The following is a 24,844-nucleotide window of genomic DNA, read 5'->3' on the forward strand; positions in this document are numbered from 1 at the left end:
ACACGAAGACGAATAAATGAGTTATAAAAATTATCCAATGGTGTCCAGAGTTGTTTTTGGACGAGGCAGTTTTAATCAGTTAGGTGATATTATCGCACCTAAGCGTTTAAATAGAAAAGCCCCATTTATATTTTTGGTCGATGATGTATTCAAAGGCAATTCAGATTTAACAGCAAGAATTCCTTTAGCTTACGATGACCAACTTCTATATATTTCTGCAGAACATGAACCAAAAACTTCTCAGGTTGATGAACTCGTAGAAAATATTATTTTAACACATAAAGATAGACCCTCAGGAATTATTGGTATTGGAGGCGGAACCATTTTAGATCTTGCGAAGGCAGTAGCTATTATGCTAACTAATGAAGGCGAAGCTAAGGATTACCAAGGATGGGATCTGGTTAAAACCCCAGCTATTTATCATGTTGGTATTCCCACGATATCTGGAACAGGAGCCGAAGTCTCACGTACGACGATATTAACAGGCCCAGAAAGAAAACTTGGCATTAACAGTGATTATACACCTTTTGATCAAGTTATTCTAGATCCAGAGTTAACTAAAGACGTTCCTAAAAACCAGTGGTTTTATACTGGAATGGACTGTTTTGTACATTGTATAGAGTCTTTAAACGGAACGTATCTCAATGCGTTCAGCCAAAGCTATGGTGAGAAAGCCTTAGAACTTTGTAAAGAGATATTTCTTAGTGATAATTTATCAGATGAAGAGTCTGCAGATAAATTAATGATGGCTTCTTGGCATGGAGGGATGAGTATTGCTTATTCTCAAGTTGGCGTTGCTCATGCAATGAGTTATGGCTTAGGATATTTATTAGGTATTAAGCATGGCGTGGGTAATTGCATTGTTTTCGAACATTTGGAAGATTATTATCCTGAAGGTGTTGCTATGTACAAAGCGATGCGAAAAAAGCATAACATCACGATTCCTAAAGGTATTTGCGCCCAACTTCATGATGATGAGTTTGATATTATGATTGATGTAGCATTAAGCCTTGAACCATTATGGGAAAATGCAATAGGTAAAAATTGGAAGCAAGTGATTACAAGAGCAAAACTTAAAGCATTATATCAAAAAATGTAATATGCGGTGGCTAGCACGACTTATCTATTTTAAAATTTGGGGATGGAAAGTCACTGGTAATACCAATTTCTCAAAAGACACTATTAAAAAAGCGGTAATAATAGCTGTTCCTCATACAAGTTGGCATGATTTCTTTATTGGTATATTACTTCGGAAAGTTGTTAATGTGAAAACTAATTTCATAGCAAAAAAGGAACTGTTTAGATGGCCATTTGGTTGGTACTTTAGGGCAGTGGGAGGTGCTGCTATAGACAGAACTTCTGGTCAAAACAAAGTAGACGCTATTGCAAAGTTGTTTGCAGATAAAAAAGAATTTAGATTAACCTTGGCGCCAGAAGGAACAAGAAAAAAAGTTGAGAATTGGAGAACAGGTTTCTATTATATTGCAAAAGCTGCTCAGGTGCCTATAATAATGTTCACTTTAGATTTTCAGAATAAACAAAATCATATTTCACAACCGTTTTATCCTACAGATGATGTGGATGCTGACTTTAGGTTTATGAAGGCGTTTTATAAGGATGTGAAAGGTAAAAAACCTGAATATTCATAAGCCTTGTTAGGAATGGTTCCAAGAGTTCTCGTCATCTTTATTTTTAGGCGATAAGCCTAAAACTTCATTTTTGGTATTTACACCTAAACCTAATACTGTTCTGTTGGCATAGTTGAAATAGGCTACGACTTGATTGACTTCTAAAATTTCTCCATCAGAGACACCCAAATCTCTCAATGCTTTAATATGGTTTTCTGTAATGCTATTTGGTTTTAAACTTAGGTTTTTCGCATATCTAATAATGCCTAATTCTTTTGCATTAAGAATTGTGTCCAGCGAGTCGTTCTCAATATGATGTTGGAGAAGCATAGCTCTGTCAGCATCATTTAAAAAACGTTTCATACCTTCAAAATGATGCTTGTAACAATAATCACAGTCATTTATAAAACTAGTATAAGTTCCTAAAAATTCTAAAAACCAATTAGGGTAGGTGTTATCGGTATGATGTAATGTGTTTTTGTAAAGACTCATATGTCCAATTAAAGTATGTGGTCTTAAACTATGGATGCTTAAAACGTTATCAATTTGATTATTAGGACCTTTTATTTTAGAATAAATAGATTTTAGTTTGCCTGTGGCTTTTTCAAATGGGATTACTGTTATCCAACTCATAGTAATATTGTTAAGTTCTGTCTTTTAATCTATACACGAATTTAAGTCCGCTCCAATCTGCATCAATGGCCGCAACTTTAATATCAACTAATCCTTTATTCAAGATTAATTTTCTTACTGGTTCTCGCTTTAAATCTGTAATTATTTTGCTGCTACCTTTTGGCCAACTCACCCACATCAAACCATTAATTTTTAGTACAGGTTTATATCTATCAATAACTTGAGACAAGTCTGTAAGCGTTGTACAGAAGACATGTATGAAATCTGCAGATTTTTCTTTTAATGTCTTCAGTTCTATAAGGTCTTCTGGTAAATCTTCAAACAAGCTAAAGTAGTGATTAGGAGCTCTATAGAGCAAGAATGAGTGTCCATGTTTTAAGCCTAATTTTTTCGCTAAAGGTGTTTGCGAATATCCTGAATTCATGTTGTTTTTTTGATCAAATTTTATATTTTTGGCACACATTTTGAGTTACTTAAAATGTAATCAAATACTGAAACATAAAGTAAACTATTAGTCCCTAAAAAGAAACAGATATTGATTATTACAAAAGCTATTTAAGACCATCTTAGATAGCTTTTTTGTTGTTAGAGCTTATTATTTTCAAACTTTGAGAGTAAATGATTGGTTTGCTGGTTCAATTTTCTTTTAAAAAAGCCTGTCCCTCCTAAAAGTAAACCTTTAAAACCCATGGCTTGCTTTGCCCATTTATGCAAATCAAAATAGTCTGTATGTTTTATGATTTTTCCATCTTTAAATTCAAAAGATGCCGAAATAACATTATGAACTTTTCTTCCCGTTTTACTGAAATTATAAAAGGCTTCCCATTGGGCACTACCATTGTTATCATCAGTTTTGATATTAGAAAATGTAATTTTGAATTCTTTTCCTTTCTGTGAGTTCGCAAGCATTCGCCACATATTACCTGCTTGCGGGCCTTTTAAAACACCAAAAGCTGGGTCTTCAAATACAATGTCGTCATGATAACACGATGCCATTGTTTCCGCATCTAATTGATCAAAGGCTGTATAAAATTTCTTAATGAGTTCATCCATGTTTTAAAGTTAACAATTATTCTGTTATGAACGCTTACTTAATTACATGGCAACGAGGTTTAGATTATAAGATTTCGAGTTTAAATTTGGTAAAAGAAAAAAGACCATCTAAATAGAGATGGTCTTTTGAGTGTTTTATATTAAGCAGTCTTAGTACATGCTCTTTATTTTCTTTAGTTTTTCTTGCCAAATTAAAAGGCCTTGTTTGTGCTTTTCAATATTTTTAATAACATCTTTAACTAAAGGATTGCTTTCGTCAACATTAGAGAAAAACTGCATGTTATTCTCAAGTTGATTGATTTCTCCTTTAACTTCTGAAATTTTCTTTCTAATAAAGTTTTGCTCATTGTCCAATAACCTCGTATCATTTGGTTGAGATAAACTTTCCAGTTTATTTTCAAACTTGATCATTTCCAATTTGGTTTTATCCATATCCAATTGACCAAAAAGTCCATCTAATGCTTTATTGAATTTACCATCAATATAGCGTTTGTTTGATGGTACATGACCAATAGCTTTCCATGCCGAGATTTTCTCTTTTATACTTTTAATATCTGCCTCAGGTTTGCCAGATAACTTCAAAGCATTAACCTCTTCTAATAAAGCCGATTTTTGTTCATAGGCAGCCATCAATTCTTTATTAGCTTCATTGCGCTCTGCATTTAATCGATCAAAATAAGCGTTACAAGCACCTTTAAATTCTTTCCAAATTTTATCACTATCTCGCCTCGGTACATGTCCAATTTTTTTCCAATCACTTTGAATTTTTTTCATCAAAGGTGTTGTTGCAGCAAAATCTTCATTATCCTTATTATCTATTGCAATTTGAATTAGAGCTTTCTTTTTCTCTAGATTATCATATTGATCCTTCTTAAGATTTTTATAAAAGGCATTTTTATTTCTGTTAAATGTTCTAACTGCACCTTTAAATTTAGACCAGGTCTCTTCATTTACTTTTTGAGGTACTTTTCCTGCATTAAAGAAATCCTCTCTTAAGGCTTCAATAGATTTAATCTTCTTTTGCCATGCTTGGTGAGAGCTAGATGTGTCTGACGCAACTTCTTCAATTTTAGAAATAATTTCTTCTTTACGTTCTAAGTTCTTTTCGCGAGCCTTGTCTAAATTAGCATAATACGATTGACGCTTATCATGAATTGTCTTAGTTGCATCACTAAAACGTTCCCAGATTTCATCACGATGCTCTCTAGCCACAGGCCCTAGGTCTTCTTTCCAAAGTTTATGTAAAACTTGTAACTCTCTAAAAGAACGATTAATGTTATCATCTTTTGCTAATTCTTCAGCACGTTCAATAATTTTAGTTTTTTGCTCCAGATTGTGCTTAAAATCCATATCACGTAAGTCGCGATTTAAATGCAACACGTCATAAAATATTTCTACATGATGGTGGTAGGAATTCCAAGCATTGTTATAGCGATCTCTGGGAATAGGTCCAGCATTACGCCATTGTTCTTGGAGGTCTTTAAAATGTTTATAAGTAGTGTTTATATTTTCTTCAGCATTTACAAGTCCCTTAATTTCCTCAATAATATGAAGTCTTTTTTCAAGGTTTGCTTTTAAGTTATTTTCACGTTCTTTATAATAGGCATTTAAGCTATTTCTATAGGTTTTAAAGGCATTATTAAAACGTTTTTTAACAGGAGAGGAGTAGTAAAAATCAATTGCATTTCCACCATCGTTTATAAATTCTTCTTTTTTCTCATCCAGAAGTGCATCAAATTTAGAACCGAATTCTGATTTGATTTCATCAACTTGAGCTTTAATGTTTTGAATTTTATGGTTGTCTATAAGCTGCTCAAACTCAATAGTGAGTTGTTCCATAGACATAGAATGGTAGTCTTTAGATTCTAATTTATGACGTTCAGCGTTGGCCTCGTCTTCGGCATCTTCGGCATTTGCTTCTTCAATTTCTTCAACGTGAGCGTCGATTTTATTTGTGTCTTCTGCTTTAGGCTCATCGGTATGCTCTATAACGTCATCTACAGCATCCATGACGTCATCAACGTTTTCTTTATTAGTTGTTTCGGTTTCTATAGTTTCGGTCTCTTGCGAAATATCTACGTTATTTTCGACAGGCTCAGCAGGCTCTTTTACCTCTTCTAAAATTGGCTCTTCTGAATTAGTTTTCTTTTCAGGAGATTGAGGTGCTTCGGTAGTATTTAATTCTATTTTTCCATCTGCTTCTTGCAGGTTATCATTCTCAGACATTTTTCAATGTTTTATGTATTAGAAGGCTAATATACAACCAAGCGGCTGATTTACAAAAAAAGAAATCTTAGTTATGATTTTTTAAGAGTATAAATTCCAAATCTTCCATGATTTTTCAGCTTGGAATACGAGCATTTGATAACCGTTAATAGTACTAGCTCCCTGGAGTTTTGCGATTTTTAAGAACTTGGTTTCTTCGGGATTATAAATTAAATCAAATACCAAGTGCTTATTCGAAATACCATCATATGGAAGATTTGGGCAACTATTGATATTTGGATGCGTTCCTAACGGTGTGCAATTAATAATAACCTTATATGATTTTATATGATCTATAGTAAGGTCGTCGTAGGTGAATTTTACACTATCGCTTTTTTGTCTTGAGACGTAGTCATATTTTATTTTCAACTTTTTTAAAGTATATGCAATTGCTTTTGATGCACCACCTGTACCAAGAATAAGCGCTTTTTTATGATGTGATTTTAAAAAGGGTTTAATAGATTTTTTAAACCCATAGCAATCGGTATTATGCCCTTTTAGTTTGCCTTTAGAATTTATTGTTATCGTATTAACTGCTCCAATTTTTTTTGCTTTTTTATCAAGAGTGTCTAAATATGGGATAATTTGTTCTTTATATGGAATCGTGACATTTAAGCCCGAAATGTCAGGATGGGTTTTAAGTAAATGCTCAAAATCGGAAATATCCTCTATATCAAAATTCTCATAAGTACATGAGAGTTCTTCAGCTTCAAATTTCTTACTGAAATACCCTCTTGAAAATGAATAATCAATATTTTTTCCTAATAAGCCTAATTTAAACATGTGCTTTTTTTGTGCGTTGACCATACCACTCTAAAGCAAGTACGATAAAAATTCCTATGATAATATAGCCTATGGCAAAATAGGTTTCAGAAGTTAGTTCAGGTAAAAAACGTTCATAATTAGAGATAATTTTCCCTCCATTTGAATCTAGCAAGAAACTCCCGTCATTTTGAGTTTTGAATATCGTTTTCTTCCAAGGCCAAACTACACCCAGCGAACCCACAATAAATCCAATGATAGAAGCTGTTGTAATGCTTTTATAATGTTTTAAAACATAACTCAAAACATGCGAAAATGTTACTAAACCAGTTACAGAGCCCAAGGTAAATACAACTAACACCTTAAGTAGTCTCACACGGATTTCATTTTGTAGAAAGCTAAAATCTCCTGAAAAAACCTCGGCAATTGTATCATATAATGCGTTCACAGAATCAACAAGTAGCAACACATAATTACCTAAAAGAATTAAGATAAACGATCCAGAAAAACCAGGGAGTGTCATCCCCGAAACACTAATTATGCCACAGAAAAAAACAAAAAACAGGTTGTCATTTTCCATTGCAGGATCTAAAAAACTAATAGCAATACCTAAGGAAATGCCAATAGCTAAAGACAGTATGCTTTTATAGTTCCAATCTTTAAAGTCTTTATTGATATAGTAAATTGATCCTACGATCATTCCGAAAAATAAACTCCAAACATACAATTCATAATTTTGGAGGAAGTAATCTAAAATTTTAGATACGCTAAAGTAACTAACGATCATTCCGAAGAAAAGTAGACCCAAAAATTTCCCATTGATATAGCGGTAGAAACTTTTAAATCGGCCATTAAATAACAATTTAAAAGCTGTTTTATTAACCCTTTGTAGTGAATATATAAACTCTTCGTAAAACCCAGCAACAAAAGCGACAACACCTCCAGAAACACCAGGGACTTTATTTGCGGCTCCCATGCCTAAACCTTTTATAACAAGGAAGATTTTGTCTTTTAGTGTTCTGGTGCTCTCCATTAGGCTTTTCCTTTTTTAGTACCTAAGCTCTCAAGTACCAATATCGTTGCAAACCCAGCAATTATTAAAACTAATGCTAATACAATCTGATTATCGCCACTATAGGAGGTAGGCAAAATACTTTTATCTAAAACAGTTACTTCTAAGCCTTCAGAATTTATTCTTGTTTTTAATACCTCTTTCCATGGCCATATTTTATTTAAAGAGCCTATCATAAATCCAGTAAGGATGGCTAAGGTCAAGTTTTTCTTATGTTTAAACATCCAATTGAGTATTTTAGAAAACACTTTAAGACCAATAACAGCTCCAATACCTAGAAGAAAAAATTTAAGTAAGGCATCTTTTAATAAATCAAAGTTCCCGGTTGTAACACCTTCAATGAGATTATTTACGGTGTTAATTGCAGTTTCATAAGCACCAAGTATGAGTAGTATAAAGGCGCCTGAAACGCCAGGAAGAATCATTGCAATAATTGCTATAAAACCACAAAATAATAGATACAAGGAACTATCTGGTGATGCAAACGGTTCGGCTAGTGTAATAAAATAGGAGAGGACCGATGTTATTGCTATAGCAGCAATTACAGATAACGACCAAGATTTTATTTGTTTTGCAATGTATAATACACTCGCCAAGACGAGTCCAAAGAAAAACGACCAGAGTAAAATAGGCTCATTGTGCAATAAGTACTTGATGAGCTTAGCCAAAGATAAGATGCTAATGAGTATACCTGAGAACAAGGCTAAGAGAAAGGTCCCATTTATAGAAGACCATGCCGCTTTGAATCCCTGTTGTTTCCAAATTTTAAAAACTCCTAAATTTAAGTTGTCAATACTCTCTATAAGCTCTTCATAAATCCCAGAAATAAACGCAATTGTACCGCCAGATACGCCTGGAACAACATCTGCTGCTCCCATTGCTATTCCTTTAAGTGTTATGAAAAAGTAATCTTTAAACTGTCTCTGCATGTTGATTTTTAATAGCTAGCGTAAAGGTATGAAATAGCTATGAGTAATTTCAGACAAAGTTTAATTTGATTTGACTTGTTTGTAGAAAAAAGTAAGTGTCTATTTTTTTGCGTTACTAATCATTTCAATAACAGAGGGTTTATGCAAAACGTTTGGAAATAACTCCTCTAAAATGAAATAAAATTCGTGATTTAGCAGCAATGCATTTTTTAAATGATAATGCCCTTTGTTACTTTGATTTAAGCTAAAGTTTAAACCAGCCAATCGAAATTCTAGTTCTGCCGTTTCTGGATAAAACTCTGCCGCTTGAATCAAATTCATGATTGAAGCCTCATATTCACCAAGTGCAATAAGAATGTCTGCTCTGGACAACCATGTTTGTAGTTCGTAATTACCTAAATCGAGTGTTTTTTTATAACCACGTTCAGCTTCCTCGAGAAAATTGAGACGATGGTTAATTTTTGCGTATAACTTCCAATATACGACGTTTTCACCATCTATATTAATGGCTTTATTAATATAGAACAGTGCTTTTTGGTAATTCTGTTTCTTATTATAAAATTTGGTAATAGCAATCCATCCTTTATCTAATAAGGGGTCTTCATGAACTGTTTTATAAAAATATTGTACAGCCAAATCATCATTACCAAGTTTTTCATAACAGTATCCAATTCGTAATAAAGCGAACGAAGTTGGTTCATCTAAGGCTAATGTGATTTTATAATTTTCAATAGCTTCATGGAACGCTTTTTTCTTTTCTAGAACTTTCCCTTTTTCTAGATAAGCACCAACAAAACTGTCGTCAGAAATAATGGCGAAATCGAAAGCAGCTAAAGCTTTGTCATAATCTTTTATCGTGAAATATTGACGACCTAATTGATGCCAAGCAACTTCGCAATACGGGCTTTTATCAAGATATGCATTTAAAAAACTTATAGCGTCTTCATTTTCGTCTAGAAAGTCATAACAGTAAATTACATTATACAATGCAGAATAGTCGTCTAAATCAAGTTCTAAACATTTTTTAAAATAAGTTCTCGCATTGTGAAATTGATCTAAGAATAAATACTCCATACCAATTAGAGCATATAAATCTCCTACGCCTTCATCATTTTGAGCTAAATCTAACGCAATTAAAAGGGTATTAACGGCTTTTTCATGCTCATCTTGCTTTGAAAGTACATTTGCCTTCTGTATATAGATTTCTTCGTTTGAAGGCTCTAAAATGTGTAGCTCCTCTAGTAGCTTATCTGCCTCTTCAAATTTATTCTCGAGAACAAAAAGTTCTGTTTGAAATAACTTTAAGTTGATTGAAGATGGGTGTTGTTCAAGTCCTAACTTAACTGCTTTTTTTGCTAAAGCGATTTTACCTGTTTCTAGATAATGGTGAATAATATTTTCAAACTCTACAGAATCAAAGAACAAAACATTATTAGTTTTGAGCATTGATTCAAATCGATTAAGCGAAATATTGTTGTTGTCTTGAGGTAGACCAAACTCCATAAGCAAATAGCATTGTTTGTTAAATAAAAGTACTCTTATCAGTTAAAAAATTTAATATCTAATTTTAATGTTTTCAACAAAATAGTTAACAGCTAGAGTAGAAGTTAAGATTGATAGTTTTTAATTTCTATAAATCAAAGACTTAAGTTATAATAGTAATAGCATAAATTATGCCGAAATAGAATCTAAAACTCGTGTAATAATGGCACAACCTTCAAGGATTTCATCTTTTGAAATGGTAAGAGGCGGTGTAATTCGAATTGCTTTTGGTTCAAATAGTAGCCAAAATAAAATCAATCCTTCATCTTGACACTTTAAAATGATGTCATTTGCCATATCAGCAGAATGGGTTATGATGGCCAGCATTAATCCTTTTCCACGGATTTCAGTAATCAACGGATGCTTTAAGTGTTCTCGAAATAATTTTTCCTTTTCTAAAGTATCAGAAATGAGATTAGTTTCTGTTATTTCTTTAAGGGTAGCTAACGCCGCGGCTGCGATTACGGGATGACCGCCAAATGTAGTGATATGCCCAAGTTTAGGAGCTTCTTGTAATTGATTCATATGCTCAGATGATGCTGTAAATGCTCCAATTGGCATGCCACCTCCTAAACCCTTTCCAGTGACTAAAATATCTGGAATACAATTGAAATGTTCAAAACCGAATAGTTTTCCTGTGCGACCAAAACCAGGTTGTATCTCATCTAGGATCAATAAAGCACCAACATCATCACAACGCTTACGAACCTTAGATAAGTAATCGTTTGAAGGTGCTATGAAACCAGCACCACCTTGAATGGTTTCTAAAATAACACCAGCTGTATTACGAGTAATCCATGTGAGATCGTCGATACTGTTAAAATCAATAAATTTCACATCTGGAAGTAATGGTCTAAAAGCACGTTTCCGATCTTCATAGCCCATAACACTCATGGCTCCCATTGTATTACCATGGTACGCCCCATGCGCAGCAATAATTTCACTACGTCCAGTAACACGTCTTGCAAGTTTTAATGCACCTTCTATAGCTTCTGTACCAGAATTGGTGAGGTATGTTTTTTGTAAATTTTCAGGAAGATGATTAGCCAATAACTTTGCGAGTTCTACAGCTGGTTGCTGTATATATTCGCCATAAACCATAACATGCAAATAACGGTCAATTTGGTTTTTAATCGCCTCAACAACTTTGGGATGTTTATGACCAAGACTACATGCCGAAACCCCAGCAACAAAATCTAAATATGCTTTGTTCTCTGCGTCATAAATATAGGAGCCTTCAGCATGAGAAATTGACATTGCCAAAGGGTGTGATGTCGTTTGAGCTTGATATTTGAAGAAATCATCTTTCATCAGTTACCTTTCTTTTTTTTATAGGTGGTTGGTAACGTATTACTTAAGGGCTTCTTTTTTTTCTTAAGTCTATCCTTTTTTGGTATTTGCCTGTTGGCTTTATTTTCTTTGCTTTTGTCTTTCTGTTTTGCCGTGTTTACTCGTTTTAAGAGCGCATCATCAAAGAATTCGTCATCTTCAACGTAGGGTTCTAAGCCTTTAATCACTGGCAAAACTAATGGAGGATCGTCACTAAACAAGTCTTCTACGCTTTTGGGTTGTTCATCTCCTCTCCAATCAAAACCTCTAAACTTTCGTGCGTTTTCGGGAAATTGAGATTCAGGATATATGTCTCCATCGACCTGATTAAATAAAGTTATTATTTTATAAGGACCGTCAAATTTAAGGTTAATGCTACCTGATTTTGACTTATTAATACCTATTAAAGTGTCGTTATCATCTCGCGTATAAAAGATGATTTCAGCATTTTTAATAATATCAACATTATAAAGTTCATTATCTTTAAAAAGACCAATTAATCGCTGACCTTTAATTTGATTAAAGCCATCACCCAAGGTGTCTTTACTAATAAGGAATGCATTATTGAATACTTTAAGCGAATCGAGTTCTTCTTTTTCCACATCAGAGATTAAATGAATAGAATCTCCAGTCATTTGGTTACCTAAATTCCATAAAACAGGTCTTCGTTTTACCGAAAAGTCATCACCAGTTGCATAACGCTTTAAATTAATTAATTGCGTTAGTCCAGTTTTATGGTCGGCATGTATAGAATCGGCCTTACCACTCATATCACTCTTGTACATTTTGGCATTAAAGAATGCTCTGGTGATACGATGTTCGGGTTTTCCAGTGACCATTAAGGTATCGGCATGAATATAAATAGAGTCATTTTCTTGAACGGTAATTGCCAAGGCACGTTTCGTAATGAATACAGAATCTTTAGCTCTAAAAACTTCAGCATAATGGCCTCTAACGATACTTTTATTAGTGGTATCTGTTACTGTAATGTTATTTGTTGCCGAAACAAAACTCCTGTTTCTGTCAAAATATAAGCTATCACCTTTAACCTCTCGATTATCATAATCAACTTTTGAGTTCTTTACAAAATAACCCAAGTCATTGTTTGTATCGTAGAATCCGCGTTCAGAGTATACTTTACTGGTTTCACCAACAATTGTAGAAGGGCCATACATATAAGCATGTCCTGTTTCAGAATAAAAATCTAACTGGTTGGTGTTAAGGGTGTATTCTGGATTAACAAGAACCACATCTTTTTTGAAACGATACTTGCTTTTGTTTAAATAATAACGACCAATTTGGCTTGTAATCGTTCCAGAAGAATCTCGAACCACCTTACCCATACTTTTGTAAAAAGCCTCTTGTTTCGTTCTATCAAAAAACAGTGTGTCTGTTGTTAGTGTAGATTGAGGCTCGGTAAGTACAACATCACCTGCGGCAAAAGCTAGTTGAGTAATACCACTATATTCAACATATTTTGATGTCATATTAATGGTATCTCCTTGCTTGATAACCACATTACTAAACGCTTCTATAAAATCTTCATCATGATAATATCGTGCCTTATCGCACCACATATCAACCCCTTCATGAACAATGTGAATTTGACCTTGGTCACTACGAACAAAAGTGGTAACGTTAGGGCCTGAAAGCGAATCCCTAACGGTAAATCCAGAGTATTCTATAAAAATTTTCTTGGATTCTTGAGCATAGCTGTAAGTTGTTGCAAAACAACATGCGAGTATAAATATGTATCTGAAAATTAGATTCAAGTCAATATGGTTTGCTCCAAAAATAACTATATTCTCTTCGGAATAGTATGCCTTAACAGATTTTTAATACCTATCTATTAATAGTTTGGGTTCTATCTGGACCAACAGAAACTATTGTAATAGGAATCTCTAATTCTTTTTCAAGAAATGAGATATATGTGTTTAGTTCATCGGGAAATTCTTTGACATCCCTCATTTTAGTAAGGTCTTCTTTCCAACCTTTAAATTCGGTATAGATAGGAGTGACGTTTTCTTCCTCAATATTAAAAGGCAAGTGATGAATTGTTTCACCTTTGTACTTATATGCCGTACATACTTTTAAAGTTTTAAACCCTGAAAGCACATCACCTTTCATCATACTTAGTTGTGTAACACCATTAACCTGACAAGCATATTTAAGTGCTACCAGGTCTAACCAGCCACAACGTCTAGGTCTACCAGTTACGGCTCCAAACTCATGACCAATACGTGCCATTTCGGTTCCTGTATTATCAAATAATTCGGTTGGAAATGGTCCAGACCCAACTCGAGTTGTATAGGCTTTAAAAATCCCGAAGACTTCACCTATTTTATTTGGAGCTACACCTAAGCCAGTACAAGCTCCTGAAGCTGTAGTATTAGAAGATGTAACAAATGGATATGTTCCGAAATCAATATCTAACAATGAGCCCTGAGCACCTTCGGCTAAAATAGGCTTACCAGCTTTTAAGGCTTGGTTTAAATATTCTTCGCTATCTATAAATTGCAATTCTTTTAAGCGTTTTACAGCCGCAAAGAACTCGTCTTCCATTTCCTTTAAATTGTATTGAATGTCTACATTGTAAAAGCCAATCATAGCTTCGTGTTTGTTAGCCAAAGCACGATATTTTTCTTTCCAATTGTCTAATTCCAGATCTCCAACTCTTATACCATTTCTACCTGTTTTATCCATATATGTTGGTCCAATACCTTTTAAAGTAGAGCCAATTTTAGCTTTTCCTTTAGAGGTCTCTGAAGCAGCATCAAGCAAGCGATGAGTTGGTAAAATAACGTGAGCTTTTCTTGAAATAATCAATTTTGACTTATAATCTAAATTAAATTGATCTAAGCCATCTAATTCTTGCACAAAAACAACAGGATCGATTACAACACCATTTCCAATGACATTGATAGAATCATCGTGAAAAATTCCAGAAGGTATTGTTCTTAGCACATGTTTAATTCCATCAAATTCTAATGTGTGTCCTGCATTTGGCCCACCTTGAAAGCGGGCAATAATATTGTATTTGGAGGTGAGTACATCAACAATTTTTCCTTTGCCTTCATCGCCCCATTGTAATCCTAGTAGTAAATCTACTGCCATTGTGTATTAGTTAGTTGGTTTGTTTTTTGTTCCGTAAAAGTAGAGAGAATGGTTAGAGATAGAAATATCAAAAACCTCTTCAATTGTTTTTTTGATTGATTGGATACGAGGGTCACAGAATTCGATAACTTCACCAGTATCTGTCATGATAACATGATCATGTTGCTTATCGAAATATGACTTTTCATAATGCGCTTGGTTCTGCCCAAATTGGTGTTTTCTTACCAAAGCACATTCCATTAAAATTTCAATTGTATTGTAAAGCGTAGCACGACTTACGCGATAGTTTTTATTTTTCATTTTGATATACAACGATTCTATATCAAAATGTTCTTCACTATCATAAATCTCTTGAAGAATAGCATAACGCTCGGGCGTTTTTCTATGCCCTTTTTCTTCTAAAAATTTTGTAAAAACGTTTTTTACAATCTCTTGGTTAGTCTGTTCTGTTTGTTCGCTCATAATCAAGGCACAAATTTACACATTTTTTAGACTCTAGTCACTTTATCTATTCCATTAATTTTTTTAAGATTATCAATTAGTTTTTTAAGCATGTTAATATTGTTTACAACAACGTTAATCTTACCACTAAATACGCCATCATCTGTTTCAAAACTGATACTTTTCATATTAACGTGCATATTTGAAGATATCACTTGAGTAATGTTATTAACTAATCCTAAATTATCAATTCCAGAAAGTTTAATTTGAGTGGCAAATTCTTGCTGAGTAGAATCAATCCATTTGGCCTTCATAATACGATAAGCGTAATTTGATTGCATACTCAAAGCATTCGGGCAGTTTTTCTTGTGCACTTTTATACCATCATTTATAGTGAGGAACCCAAACACCGGATCTCCGGGAATAGGATTGCAACAAGACGATAACTTGTAGTCTAGTTTCTCTTCTTCTTTACCAAAAACGAGTTGATCATATTTTGATGTTATTTCGTCTTTATCAAGATCTGGAGCCACTGTAGGTTTACGAATTCTATTTTTAATATAGCTCATAAACATATTACTACGAGACGACGCATAATCTTTTAACATGGTGTTGTCTATAGTACCAATTCCAACGCGATAAAATAAATCTAAACTTGTTTTTAATTTGAAATGATTTACCATTTCATTTACCGATTTCTCGTCTAAAGTTATTTTTAGTTGCTTTAGTTTACGCCTTAAAATTTCTTTTCCTTCTTCGGCAACATCTTTCTTCTCTGCTTTAAGTGAAGATTTTATTTTGCTTCGAGCTCTAGCTGTTGTAGCATAGTCTAACCAGTTACGATTTGGCTTGATATTTTCAGCAGTAAGGATTTCTACTTGGTCACCACTATTTAACTCCTGACTCAAAGGAACAAGTTTACCATTAACTTTGGCTCCTTTGGTTTTCATGCCAATTTCAGTATGTATACTAAAGGCAAAATCTATTGGTGTAGCTCCTTTTGGTAAAGACTTTAATTGTCCTTTTGGAGAAAACACGAATATTTCTTTAGAATAGAGGTTAAGTTTAAATTGCTCAACAAAATCTACAGCGTTCGTTTCGTTACTTTCTAGAGCTTCTTGTAGTTTATCTATCCATGTATCCAGCGCATCTTCTGCGTTGCCTTGTTTATATTTATAGTGTGCTGCATACCCTTTTTCGGCAATTTCGTTCATTCTTTCACTCCTAATTTGCACTTCCACCCATCTGCTTTTTGGTCCCATTACAGTAATGTGTAGCGCTTCGTACCCAGTAGATTTAGGAGATGAAATCCAATCACGTAATCGGGTAGGATTGGGTCTAAAATGATCTGTAACTATAGAATAGATTTTCCACGCAAGGAATTTTTCGTTTTGAAAATCGGATTTATAGATAATTCTAACAGCAAATTTGTCATATACTTCTTCAAAATCAACACCTTGTTTGACTATTTTTTTTCTGATAGAATAAATAGATTTAGGTCTTCCTTTAATTTCGTAATTAAGCCCTTCTTTATCCAATGAATCAACAATGACTTTAGAAAAATCTTTGATGTAACCATCCTGTTCAGATTTACTCTCTTGCATTTTTTCGAGAAGATCATTATAAACTTCTGGTTCGGTGTATTTTAATCCAAGATCCTCAAGTTCTGTTTTAATATTGTAAAGTCCAATTCTATGTGCTAGAGGTGCATAAATGTATAAAGTTTCCGAAGCAATCTTCTCTTGTTTATCCCGACGCATGGAGTCCATGGTTTGCATGTTATGAAGTCGGTCTGCTATTTTAATAATGATAACACGTACGTCATCATTAAGCGTTAATAACATCTTACGAAAATTTTCTGCTTGTGTCGATACATCGGCATCTTTACTAAGTGAAGATATTTTGGTTAAACCATCTACAATACGCGCTACAGTTTCTCCAAAAAGACGTTCGATATCATCTTTGGTATAATCTGGATTATCTTCAACAACATCATGAAGTAAAGCAGCGGCAATACTCGTAGCGTCTAGACCTATCTCACTCGCTACGATTTTAGCAACTGCAATAGGGTGGAAGATATAGGCTTCGCCCGATTTTCTCCGTTGTCCATTATGCGCATCTACAGCAACTTCAAAGGCTTCCCTAATTAACTTTTTGTCATCTTTAGAAAGGGTTTGATAACTTACTTTAAGAAGCTCTTTGTAGGCTTTCGCAATCTCTGCATTTTCTTTTTCTATCTCTACTTCAGTCATAGAACTAAAGTAACAATAAGATTTTTATTGTGCAATGGGTTTTATGCTTTGTTTTTAAATAATTCTTAGGTCCTTCCGTTTGCATTAGAAATTTCATTAAATCCGTCTATTGCCAAACTAATGTTTGTGTAATCACCATTTGGAATAAGTTCTATATCACCAATTATTTTAGCAATAGGAAATAAGACAGAACGTTTTGCTAAGACAGGGTTTCCTAGTTCAAATTTGGCCACGTATTCTTTGTTACTTACACTTAAATTACCAGTAAAGGTGACTTTTGGTAGATTTTTATTAGAAATAGAATCGGTATATAATTTGTCGAAAGATTCAAACCCACCAGATAAGGATTTTGCAACACTATGTGATTGGTTAGAAAAAAAGATGAGATCAGCCTTTTTAGAAAATTCGATATGCCCATCATTTACGGAGGCTTTCGGACTTGTAATTAAGAAAAGAGATAAATGTTGATTTACTATAGAATGTTTTAACTGTACTAATTCAGTTAAAGAATTAATCCAACCATCTAAAGGTTTAATGGCTTGGCCAATTATGGTTTCAAAGTAGGAAACATAATTAGTGAAGTATTTTTCTATTTTTTTAGCTAACTCTTTAGGAATAGTATTTGGATTATTATTTGGAAGATCAAAACTATCATAAACTGCAACGATATCTTTATTAGCCTCATTAATTTCTGGCATAATTGGATTGTGAAGTCGTGGTTGGTATTTGGTTTTCGGTCTGTCAAAAACAAAGTTAATTGAATTTGAATCTAAAGTGTATACGTATCCCATATGCTTTATAGCCCCTTCAAAAGCCTTTAGCATGGTTTCTTCTGGGAAGGTTATGGCAACTTCCATTTTTAACTGCTCTGGTTCTGAGTAAATTCCCCATTTAAAACCCGTAAGCCACCAATCTTTTTCTTGACCTCTTGTAAACAGTAATTCATTATCACGATATAAAGAAAAATGCATGTCTAGCATTTCGTCATTACCAACGCAATTATAGAATAAATTGTGATTTGGATTTGGGTCATCTGGGCGCTTACCTAAGTATTTGTCTAAAGTATTATATATTCCAGAATGATCATTTGGGTTACGATTATAAATGCCAATTTCACAACCAGTTTCTAGACCATATTGTCCTTTCCAAAGTTCAATCATCCATACTTTATTATCATATTCAAAAAATATGGGTTCGCAATCTATATTGGCACTTATCATAAATGCGGCAGCATCATAGCCATAAGCATAACCCAATTGTCTTTGAATCGCATACATACGAGAATAAAGAATATCTTGTTTTGGATCATATCTAAAACCCGCAAGATAAATAGCTTGAGCTAATGCGCTGGTTGGTTGCCATTGTACCATAATGTGTTCTATTAATAACTAAAAAGAGAATACTTTTATGGCGAAGTTCGTTTAATTCTAAACTGAAATCAATACGTAGTTCTACGTAAATTTCTAACACGTTGAAGCAATGTTGGATGGGAATAATGTGCTAATACATATGATGGATGAGGTGTTAGGTTACTCAAGCTGTTTTTTGATAATTTTTTAAGAGATGTGACCAACGGTTCAGCTGCATACGTATGCTTGGCATAATCATCTGCCTGGTATTCAAATTTTCGTGAGAGATGATTCATTACTAAACTTGTTAATTCTGAAATAGGCGAGTAGAGGAGTCCAAAGGCTATTAATCCAACATGAAAACTAGGTATCTCTACACCAAGCGCATTGGATAATAGTGGGTTGGAAATAAAAATAGATAGAATAAAAAAAGTGATTCCGGTTAAAGCTTTAGACGCTATTAAGTTGTAAATAATGTGTTTTCGTTTGTAATGACCTACTTCATGAGCAAGCACAGCAACAATTTCTTCATCATTAAGTTCATTTACTAAGGTATCGTAAAGTGTAACACGCTTTTCATTACCAAACCCAGAAAAATAAGCGTTAGCTTTAGTGCTTCTTTTTGAACCATCAATAATAAAAATCTTGTCGAGATTAAAACCAACAGATTTTGCATATTCTGAAATTTTATCTCTTAAACTACCTGCTTCTAATGGGGTTTGTTTATTGAAAAGAGGAACTACAAGTCTAGAATAGAACATGTTCATGAAAATGGTGAAGAGTGTCACGATTCCCCAAGCATATAGCCAAAACAAATCTTGAGTTTGTTGGTAGAACCAAATAATTAATGCTAGAATTCCTCCACCAATAATAGCCATCATAATCAATCCTTTAATCTTATCTAAGATGAATGTTTTTCTTGTGGTTTTATTAAAGCCAAATCGTTCTTCAATCACAAAAGTTTTATAATAACTAAAGGGAGTAGAAATTAGGTCGCTGCCTAACATAATGATGCCAAAGAAAACTAAAGCAATTACTATGGAATAGTCACTAAAACTTCTAGCTATCGTATCTACAAATTCAAAACCATCAAACAATAAAAAACCAAGTGTTAGGATTAATGAGAAAAGAGAACTCCATATTCCGAATTTATAATTAGTTTTTTTATAAGATTGCGATTTTTTGTATTCTACTTCATCGTATACATCATCCAACTCTGTTGGTATTGGATCATCATAATGTTTAGCATTGAGTGCATCTAAATATTTATCTATTATAAAGTTGAAAATGATAATGCCAATAATTAATAAGAAAAGTATTTCTGCTGTCATAATATTATTTGAAATGTCGTTGACGTTTTGCTTCAAAGATTAAAATTCCGGCGGCAACCGAAACATTCATGCTATCAATTTCTCCTTGCATTGGAATCACAATATTTTGAGAAGAATTTTTTAACCATTCATCACTTAAGCCCGTGGCTTCTGTGCCAACCACAATAGCCGTTGGATTAGTAAAATCTTGTGTGTGGTAATCTACTGAGGCTTGTAAAGCAGCACAATAGATAGCTATATTTTGCTGCTGTAAAAAATTAATAATCTCTTTTGTTTGACCAGTTGCTATTTGGTTTGTAAATACACACCCTACACTGGATCTAATAATATTCGGATTGTAAAGGTCGCTTTTAGGGTTAGCAATAATAACGGCATCTACATTTGCGGCATCTGCAGTGCGCAATAAAGCACCAATGTTTCCAGGTTTTTCAGGAGCCTCTGCAACAAGAATTAAAGGATTTGGCGAATCAAATTTTAAATGATTCATGTCATGAGATCTAACGTTAACTATGGCAATAACCCCTTCAGTAGTATCGCGATGCGCAAGTTTTTGAAAAACTTCTTTAGAAATCTCAATACATTCTATCTCAGAAGATGATAGCGATTGCCTAAGTTGTTCAGAAAAGAGTGGCTTATAAAATAAAACTGTTTTTATTTGATAGTTTGCCTTTTGAGCCAAACTCAGCTCTCTCTGTCCTTCAACTACAAAAAGCCCTGTTTTTTTTCGTTCTCGTGATTTCTCCTTTAGAACAATTATTTTTTTTACTAATGGGTTTTGAGTACTCGTAATCTCCTTATGATTCATTTTCTGGCTATGCGCTATATTTGAATAGCCACAAATTTACGCTTTTATAGATCATTCACAATGTCTTTATTGGTATTAGAGTTAACAATTCTTTTTACAAAAAGGTAGGAAAATTCCAAACCCAATTGTTATAGTAATGACATTAATCCGTTGATACTTAACTTTCCAGTTAACAATCAATTTAACTACTAACCAAACGCTATCTTTTCTATGAAAGTAAAATTACTATTTCCGCTTGTTGCCCTACTTTTTTCGATAACCACGTTTTCTCAAACTTTAAATCAACCCAATGATATGGTCGTTTGTGACAATGATAATGATGACATTGCTTCTTTTAATTTAGAATCTCAAACACCATTAATTCTTGGAGATTTCAGTCCAAATGAATACACGATCACCTATCATCTTACAGAAGCAGATGCGGTAAATCAGTTAAATCCTTTACCATCTCCATATACCAATTCTTCAAATCCTCAGACAATTTATGTTAGCGCAGTTCAAAACACAGGTAATATAGAGCTATTTACATTTAATCTCATTGTAAACTCATTACCAATAAATGGTTTTGCTCAAGATGTTATTGCATGTGATGAAGGGGGTGGCTTTGCAGTATTTGATTTAACTCAATTTGATCTAGAATTTGCCGAGGGTAACCCAAACCTATCTGTTACTTATTATGAAACATTACAGAATGCAGATTTAGGGATAAATTCAATAGCAAACCCTGAATCTTATATAAATACGGTTGCTTATTTTCAAACCATTTACGTTAGAATTGAAGATAACGTTACGGGTTGTTATTATGCGAGCCCAAATACCGTTTTATACTTAAATGTAGATCAAAGTATTATTCTAACTGAACCAACAGCATTTGTTGTTTGTGATGACGACGGAGATGGGTTTTATCCTTTCGATTTAGAAAGTAAAACTGCTGAAATTTTAAACGGAAACCAAAACCCAACACTTATTGTAACTTACCATGAAACCCTTGCTGATGCTGACGCTAATGTGAACGCATTATCAACGCCATATTTTAATATTGTTGGTTTTGCACAAACTATTTATGTAAGAGTGTCGACAAATTTTGGTGATTGTTATGAAACCACAACTTTAGAATTAGTAGTAGATGTTGACTGCCTTTCGGTATCTCCAGCAACGATAGATTTTTGTTCAGACGACCCTAATTTTATTGGTGAATTTGATTTAACATCTGAGAATTCAGAGATTGTTAATGGAGCGGATGTTGCCGATTATGTTTTTACATATTATACAACAGAAGCAGATGCTGTAAATCAGAATAACCCTATAGCCAATCCAACATCTTATCAAAATACCCTAGAAACATTAGTGATTTATGTACATGTAGAAGAAAATGCTACAGGTAACACAGCAATAACAACATTAACGATTAATGCCAATTTAGCACCAATAGTTGATTATAATGGTTCTTATACGATTTGCAATGGAGAGGAAGTTGTGTTAACACCTTTAGTTTCTGGAGGTAGTGGACAATATACATACCTATGGAATACAGGTGCCACAGATCCAGAAATTGTCGTGTTCGAAAGTGGTGTTTATACTATCGATGTAACAGATGCATTTACTGGCTGTATCGCTGAAACGTTTTCTATAGATGTTATAGAAGGAGAATCAATAGCACTAGGTGATGCCGCCGATTTAACAAGCTGTGAACCAAATGCAATATATGATTTAACCTTGACGCTTCCAGAGATTTTATTAGGAGCAGATGCAAGTTCTTTTATTATAACATTTCATGTCAATCCAAACGATGCGTTCTTCGGTGTTAATCCTATTGCAAATCCTACAGTTTATACTTCGACAAATGCTACGGAAACAATTTATGTAAGAGTTCAAAATGAAAACGATAGTTGTTTTGCTCTTAGCGATTTTAATATCCTAACAGAAACATGTCCTATTGAAGTGGCGTGTGGAGAAGATCCAGTTAATACAACGTTTTGCTATGAATTGGATGATGCTACACCATATGTATATTCTAGTTCTGATGGCTCACAGTTGCATGTGTTTTTTAATGCTGGACAGGTTGAAGATACTTGGGACGAATTGGTAGTTCTAGATTCTGATGGTGTTACAAATTTAAATCCAGAAGCAACAACTTATGGGAATGGAGGTGACTTAACAGGATTATCTTTTGTGTCAACAGGTGATACAATTACTATTTATATTAATTCTGATGAGGTTTTTGCATGTGCAAATCAAAATTATATTCCAATAGATTTTACCGTAAGTTGTTTAGATCCAAATGCCTTACCTAACTGTACGTCTGTACTTACATCACCTGAGAATGGTTCTGAGGACGTAAACGAAAATACAGATATAACTTGGACGGCTTCGTCTGGGTTGGTTAACGGTTATAAGGTATCAGTAGGAATCACGCCTGGAGGAACGGAGGTTCTTGACCATGTTGATGTAGGTAATGTATTAACTTATGATATAGGAACACTCGATTATGAGATTACGTATTATGTAAGTATTGTGCCTTACAATGACAATGGTGATGCCATAGAATGTGCTGAAGAGAGTTTTACTACAAGAGCAAACCCTAATCAGCTCGTAGATTGTGATAATGGTGCTGTTAACACAAATTATTGCTACGGAAATAATGACACTAGCGAATTTTCTTTTGAAAGTGTTGACGGACTGCCACTAACTGTTGTTTTTAACGCAGGAGCGACCGAGGTAAATTATGATGAAATTTCAATACTAGATTCTGACGGAACCGTTTTAAATCCAACACTTCCTTATGGGAATAATGGAAGCTTTACAGGATTAAGTTATACGTCTTCTGGAAATAGTATTACTATACGTTTTGATACTGATGGTTCTATTAGCTGTCAATCTGGAAGTACTTGTTGTACCGAAGCCTTTGATTTTGATGTGTTCTGTGCGTCTTCGGTTGGATTGATACAAGTAAATGCTTTTGAAGATGCCAATACAAATGCTGTATTTGATGCCAATGAGTTTAATTTCTCAAATGGATATTTCACCTATGAAGTTAATAGCGATGGTATTATTAATACCGTGAATTCATCTACAGGGAGTTTTCAAATTATTAGTACAAATGACACTGATACTTATGATATTACGTTTAATTTATATGAAGAGTCTGCAGGCTGTTATGATTTAACAACAAGCAGTTTTAATGCTATTAGTGTAGCCAATGGAAATACAGTAACATTAGATTTCCCTGTAGTAGAAGAACAAAGTTGTGAAGATTTGGCGGTATACCTTATTAATAACTGGACGCCACCAAGACCAGGCTTTACCCACACAAATTATTTGTATTTAGAAAATTTAGGATTTACAACGATTGCATCTGGAACAGTTGAGTTTACAATTGATCCTCAGATGGTATTAAATAACACCTTTAGCGTAAATCCGGCTTATATGATTACGACAACAACAACAGGGTTCACTGTAGATTTTGTAAACCTTCAACCAGGAGATGTGGAGACTATTGGAATTTCAATCATGTGTCCAGCAAGTGTTGCCTTGGGAGATATTGTTACAAATACAGCAGACTATATTACCGATAATAATGATTTGGTGCCTGTAAATAATTATTCCACATTATCTGAAGTTGTAGTTGGCTCTTGGGATCCTAATGATAAAATGGAGTCTCATGGTCCAACTGTGGTTTATGATGATTTTGCCGCGTCTGATGAATACCTGTATTACACGATTCGTTTCCAAAATTTGGGTACAGCTGCAGCAACATTTGTTAGAATAGAGGATGCACTAAATAACCATTTAGATGAGACTACTTTTCAGATGCTACGATCTAGTCACGATTATGTTGTGACACGATCAGGAGCTAATCTCGAATGGTATTTTGATGCTATAAACCTACCTGCAGAACAAGATAATGATGAAGGAAGTAGAGGTTTTGTATACTTTAAAATTAAACCAAAACCAGGCTATGCTATAGGAGATATAATCCCTAATACTGCGGCTATATATTTCGATTTTAATGCACCTGTAATTACCAATAGATTTGATACAGAGTTTGTTGAGTTTGCCTTATCGGTTTCAGAAATTGATATAACATCTTTCGATGTGTTTCCTAATCCAGCAAAAGATAAGGTAACGATTAGGTTAAATACTAATAACTTTGAAAATATAACCGTTGAATTTATTGACATACAAGGGAAACAAATTTTGAAACAAGATATTTCAGAAGGAAGCTCTATGGATATTAATACTTCAAATTTACAAAGCGGAATGTACTTCGTTAAGTTACATACAGCAACTAAAAGTTTGGTAAAGAAACTTGTTATAGAATAACCCAAACAAATGATTT

General features: G+C 33.8%; 19 protein-coding genes. 3 read left to right on the plus strand and 16 right to left on the minus strand.

Annotated features, from left to right (window positions below):
- The first annotated feature begins 16 nt into the window (after positions 1-16).
- The gene (locus tag Q0893_RS08020; RefSeq protein ID WP_299274206.1) at positions 17-1,099 is read left to right on the plus strand and encodes an iron-containing alcohol dehydrogenase family protein; all 1,083 of its coding nucleotides are present in this window, start codon (positions 17-19) and stop codon (positions 1,097-1,099) included.
- A gap of 1 nt (position 1,100) precedes the next feature.
- Entirely contained in the window at positions 1,101-1,649 is a 549-nt protein-coding gene (locus tag Q0893_RS08025) for a 1-acyl-sn-glycerol-3-phosphate acyltransferase (RefSeq protein ID WP_298901564.1), read from the plus strand.
- A 6-nt stretch (positions 1,650-1,655) separates the two neighbouring features.
- Here Q0893_RS08025 and Q0893_RS08030 read toward each other — a convergent pair whose 3' ends face one another.
- From Q0893_RS08030 to Q0893_RS08105, 16 genes are all read right to left on the minus strand, one after another.
- Entirely contained in the window at positions 1,656-2,261 is a 606-nt protein-coding gene (locus Q0893_RS08030) for a peroxidase-related enzyme (RefSeq protein ID WP_299274211.1), read from the minus strand.
- Between the two features lie 10 nt (positions 2,262-2,271).
- The gene (locus tag Q0893_RS08035) at positions 2,272-2,685 is read right to left on the minus strand and encodes a DUF3052 domain-containing protein (protein ID WP_299274214.1); all 414 of its coding nucleotides are present in this window, start codon (positions 2,683-2,685) and stop codon (positions 2,272-2,274) included.
- Between the two features lie 161 nt (positions 2,686-2,846).
- A complete protein-coding gene (locus Q0893_RS08040; protein WP_298901567.1) occupies positions 2,847-3,314 on the minus strand; it encodes a nuclear transport factor 2 family protein in 468 nt (155 codons plus the stop codon).
- Between the two features lie 150 nt (positions 3,315-3,464).
- Positions 3,465-5,540 carry a DUF349 domain-containing protein gene (locus tag Q0893_RS08045; RefSeq protein ID WP_299274217.1) on the minus strand — a complete coding sequence of 692 codons (2,076 nt, stop codon included), beginning with the start codon at positions 5,538-5,540 and terminating at the stop codon, positions 3,465-3,467.
- A gap of 81 nt (positions 5,541-5,621) precedes the next feature.
- A complete protein-coding gene (locus Q0893_RS08050) occupies positions 5,622-6,362 on the minus strand; it encodes a shikimate dehydrogenase (protein WP_298901569.1) in 741 nt (246 codons plus the stop codon).
- Positions 6,355-7,374, minus strand: a complete 1,020-nt coding sequence (locus tag Q0893_RS08055; RefSeq protein ID WP_298901570.1) for a DUF368 domain-containing protein — start codon at positions 7,372-7,374, stop codon at positions 6,355-6,357. Before Q0893_RS08055 ends, Q0893_RS08050 begins: the two co-directional genes overlap by 8 nt.
- Positions 7,374-8,342 carry a DUF368 domain-containing protein gene (locus tag Q0893_RS08060; RefSeq protein WP_298901572.1) on the minus strand — a complete coding sequence of 323 codons (969 nt, stop codon included), beginning with the start codon at positions 8,340-8,342 and terminating at the stop codon, positions 7,374-7,376. Before Q0893_RS08060 ends, Q0893_RS08055 begins: the two co-directional genes overlap by 1 nt.
- A 99-nt stretch (positions 8,343-8,441) precedes the next feature.
- Positions 8,442-9,845: a tetratricopeptide repeat protein gene (locus Q0893_RS08065; protein ID WP_299274224.1), complete on the minus strand. Its 1,404-nt coding sequence runs from the start codon at positions 9,843-9,845 to the stop codon at positions 8,442-8,444.
- 168 nt (positions 9,846-10,013) lie between these two features.
- Positions 10,014-11,195 carry an aspartate aminotransferase family protein gene (locus Q0893_RS08070; RefSeq protein ID WP_299274228.1) on the minus strand — a complete coding sequence of 394 codons (1,182 nt, stop codon included), beginning with the start codon at positions 11,193-11,195 and terminating at the stop codon, positions 10,014-10,016.
- The gene (locus Q0893_RS08075) at positions 11,195-12,985 is read right to left on the minus strand and encodes an OstA-like protein (RefSeq protein WP_298901577.1); all 1,791 of its coding nucleotides are present in this window, start codon (positions 12,983-12,985) and stop codon (positions 11,195-11,197) included. The genes Q0893_RS08070 and Q0893_RS08075 overlap by 1 nt, the downstream gene beginning before the upstream one ends.
- Positions 12,986-13,055: 70 nt before the next feature.
- The gene (locus tag Q0893_RS08080) at positions 13,056-14,327 is read right to left on the minus strand and encodes an adenylosuccinate synthase (RefSeq protein ID WP_299274232.1); all 1,272 of its coding nucleotides are present in this window, start codon (positions 14,325-14,327) and stop codon (positions 13,056-13,058) included.
- A 6-nt stretch (positions 14,328-14,333) separates the two neighbouring features.
- Positions 14,334-14,789 (minus strand): Fur family transcriptional regulator, encoded by a 456-nt coding sequence (locus Q0893_RS08085; protein WP_298901579.1) that lies wholly within the window; start codon positions 14,787-14,789, stop codon positions 14,334-14,336.
- A 26-nt stretch (positions 14,790-14,815) separates the two neighbouring features.
- On the minus strand, positions 14,816-17,020 hold the full coding sequence (locus Q0893_RS08090; protein ID WP_298901583.1) for a RelA/SpoT family protein: 2,205 nt from the start codon (positions 17,018-17,020) through the stop codon (positions 14,816-14,818).
- Between the two features lie 65 nt (positions 17,021-17,085).
- Complete coding sequence (locus Q0893_RS08095; RefSeq protein ID WP_299274236.1) at positions 17,086-18,390, minus strand: DUF4474 domain-containing protein; 1,305 nt, start codon at positions 18,388-18,390, stop codon at positions 17,086-17,088.
- 68 nt (positions 18,391-18,458) lie between these two features.
- Positions 18,459-19,700 carry a M48 family metallopeptidase gene (locus tag Q0893_RS08100; protein ID WP_299274239.1) on the minus strand — a complete coding sequence of 414 codons (1,242 nt, stop codon included), beginning with the start codon at positions 19,698-19,700 and terminating at the stop codon, positions 18,459-18,461.
- A gap of 4 nt (positions 19,701-19,704) precedes the next feature.
- Positions 19,705-20,505 (minus strand): RNA methyltransferase, encoded by an 801-nt coding sequence (locus Q0893_RS08105; RefSeq protein ID WP_298901586.1) that lies wholly within the window; start codon positions 20,503-20,505, stop codon positions 19,705-19,707.
- A gap of 210 nt (positions 20,506-20,715) precedes the next feature.
- Between Q0893_RS08105 and Q0893_RS08110 the strand changes: the two genes are divergently transcribed.
- Entirely contained in the window at positions 20,716-24,828 is a 4,113-nt protein-coding gene (locus tag Q0893_RS08110) for a T9SS type A sorting domain-containing protein (protein ID WP_299274243.1), read from the plus strand.
- The last annotated feature ends 16 nt before the right edge of the window (positions 24,829-24,844 follow it).

The organism is uncultured Psychroserpens sp. (genome assembly GCF_947494225.1).
Classification (GTDB): Bacteria; Bacteroidota; Bacteroidia; order Flavobacteriales; family Flavobacteriaceae; genus Psychroserpens.

What these genes read in the sequence shown, in the direction of transcription:
- Q0893_RS08020 (WP_299274206.1), top strand. Translation starts at nt 17, where the DNA reads ATGAGTTATAAAAATTATCCAATGGTGTCCAGAGTTGTTTTTGGACGA.
- Q0893_RS08025 (WP_298901564.1), top strand. Translation starts at nt 1,101, where the DNA reads ATGCGGTGGCTAGCACGACTTATCTATTTTAAAATTTGGGGATGGAAA.
- Q0893_RS08030 (WP_299274211.1), bottom strand. Translation starts at nt 2,261, where the DNA reads ATGAGTTGGATAACAGTAATCCCATTTGAAAAAGCCACAGGCAAACTA.
- Q0893_RS08035 (WP_299274214.1), bottom strand. Translation starts at nt 2,685, where the DNA reads ATGAATTCAGGATATTCGCAAACACCTTTAGCGAAAAAATTAGGCTTA.
- Q0893_RS08040 (WP_298901567.1), bottom strand. Translation starts at nt 3,314, where the DNA reads ATGGATGAACTCATTAAGAAATTTTATACAGCCTTTGATCAATTAGAT.
- Q0893_RS08045 (WP_299274217.1), bottom strand. Translation starts at nt 5,540, where the DNA reads ATGTCTGAGAATGATAACCTGCAAGAAGCAGATGGAAAAATAGAATTA.
- Q0893_RS08050 (WP_298901569.1), bottom strand. Translation starts at nt 6,362, where the DNA reads ATGTTTAAATTAGGCTTATTAGGAAAAAATATTGATTATTCATTTTCA.
- Q0893_RS08055 (WP_298901570.1), bottom strand. Translation starts at nt 7,374, where the DNA reads ATGGAGAGCACCAGAACACTAAAAGACAAAATCTTCCTTGTTATAAAA.
- Q0893_RS08060 (WP_298901572.1), bottom strand. Translation starts at nt 8,342, where the DNA reads ATGCAGAGACAGTTTAAAGATTACTTTTTCATAACACTTAAAGGAATA.
- Q0893_RS08065 (WP_299274224.1), bottom strand. Translation starts at nt 9,845, where the DNA reads ATGGAGTTTGGTCTACCTCAAGACAACAACAATATTTCGCTTAATCGA.
- Q0893_RS08070 (WP_299274228.1), bottom strand. Translation starts at nt 11,195, where the DNA reads ATGAAAGATGATTTCTTCAAATATCAAGCTCAAACGACATCACACCCT.
- Q0893_RS08080 (WP_299274232.1), bottom strand. Translation starts at nt 14,327, where the DNA reads ATGGCAGTAGATTTACTACTAGGATTACAATGGGGCGATGAAGGCAAA.
- Q0893_RS08085 (WP_298901579.1), bottom strand. Translation starts at nt 14,789, where the DNA reads ATGAGCGAACAAACAGAACAGACTAACCAAGAGATTGTAAAAAACGTT.
- Q0893_RS08090 (WP_298901583.1), bottom strand. Translation starts at nt 17,020, where the DNA reads ATGACTGAAGTAGAGATAGAAAAAGAAAATGCAGAGATTGCGAAAGCC.
- Q0893_RS08095 (WP_299274236.1), bottom strand. Translation starts at nt 18,390, where the DNA reads ATGGTACAATGGCAACCAACCAGCGCATTAGCTCAAGCTATTTATCTT.
- Q0893_RS08100 (WP_299274239.1), bottom strand. Translation starts at nt 19,700, where the DNA reads ATGACAGCAGAAATACTTTTCTTATTAATTATTGGCATTATCATTTTC.
- Q0893_RS08105 (WP_298901586.1), bottom strand. Translation starts at nt 20,505, where the DNA reads ATGAATCATAAGGAGATTACGAGTACTCAAAACCCATTAGTAAAAAAA.
- Q0893_RS08110 (WP_299274243.1), top strand. Translation starts at nt 20,716, where the DNA reads ATGAAAGTAAAATTACTATTTCCGCTTGTTGCCCTACTTTTTTCGATA.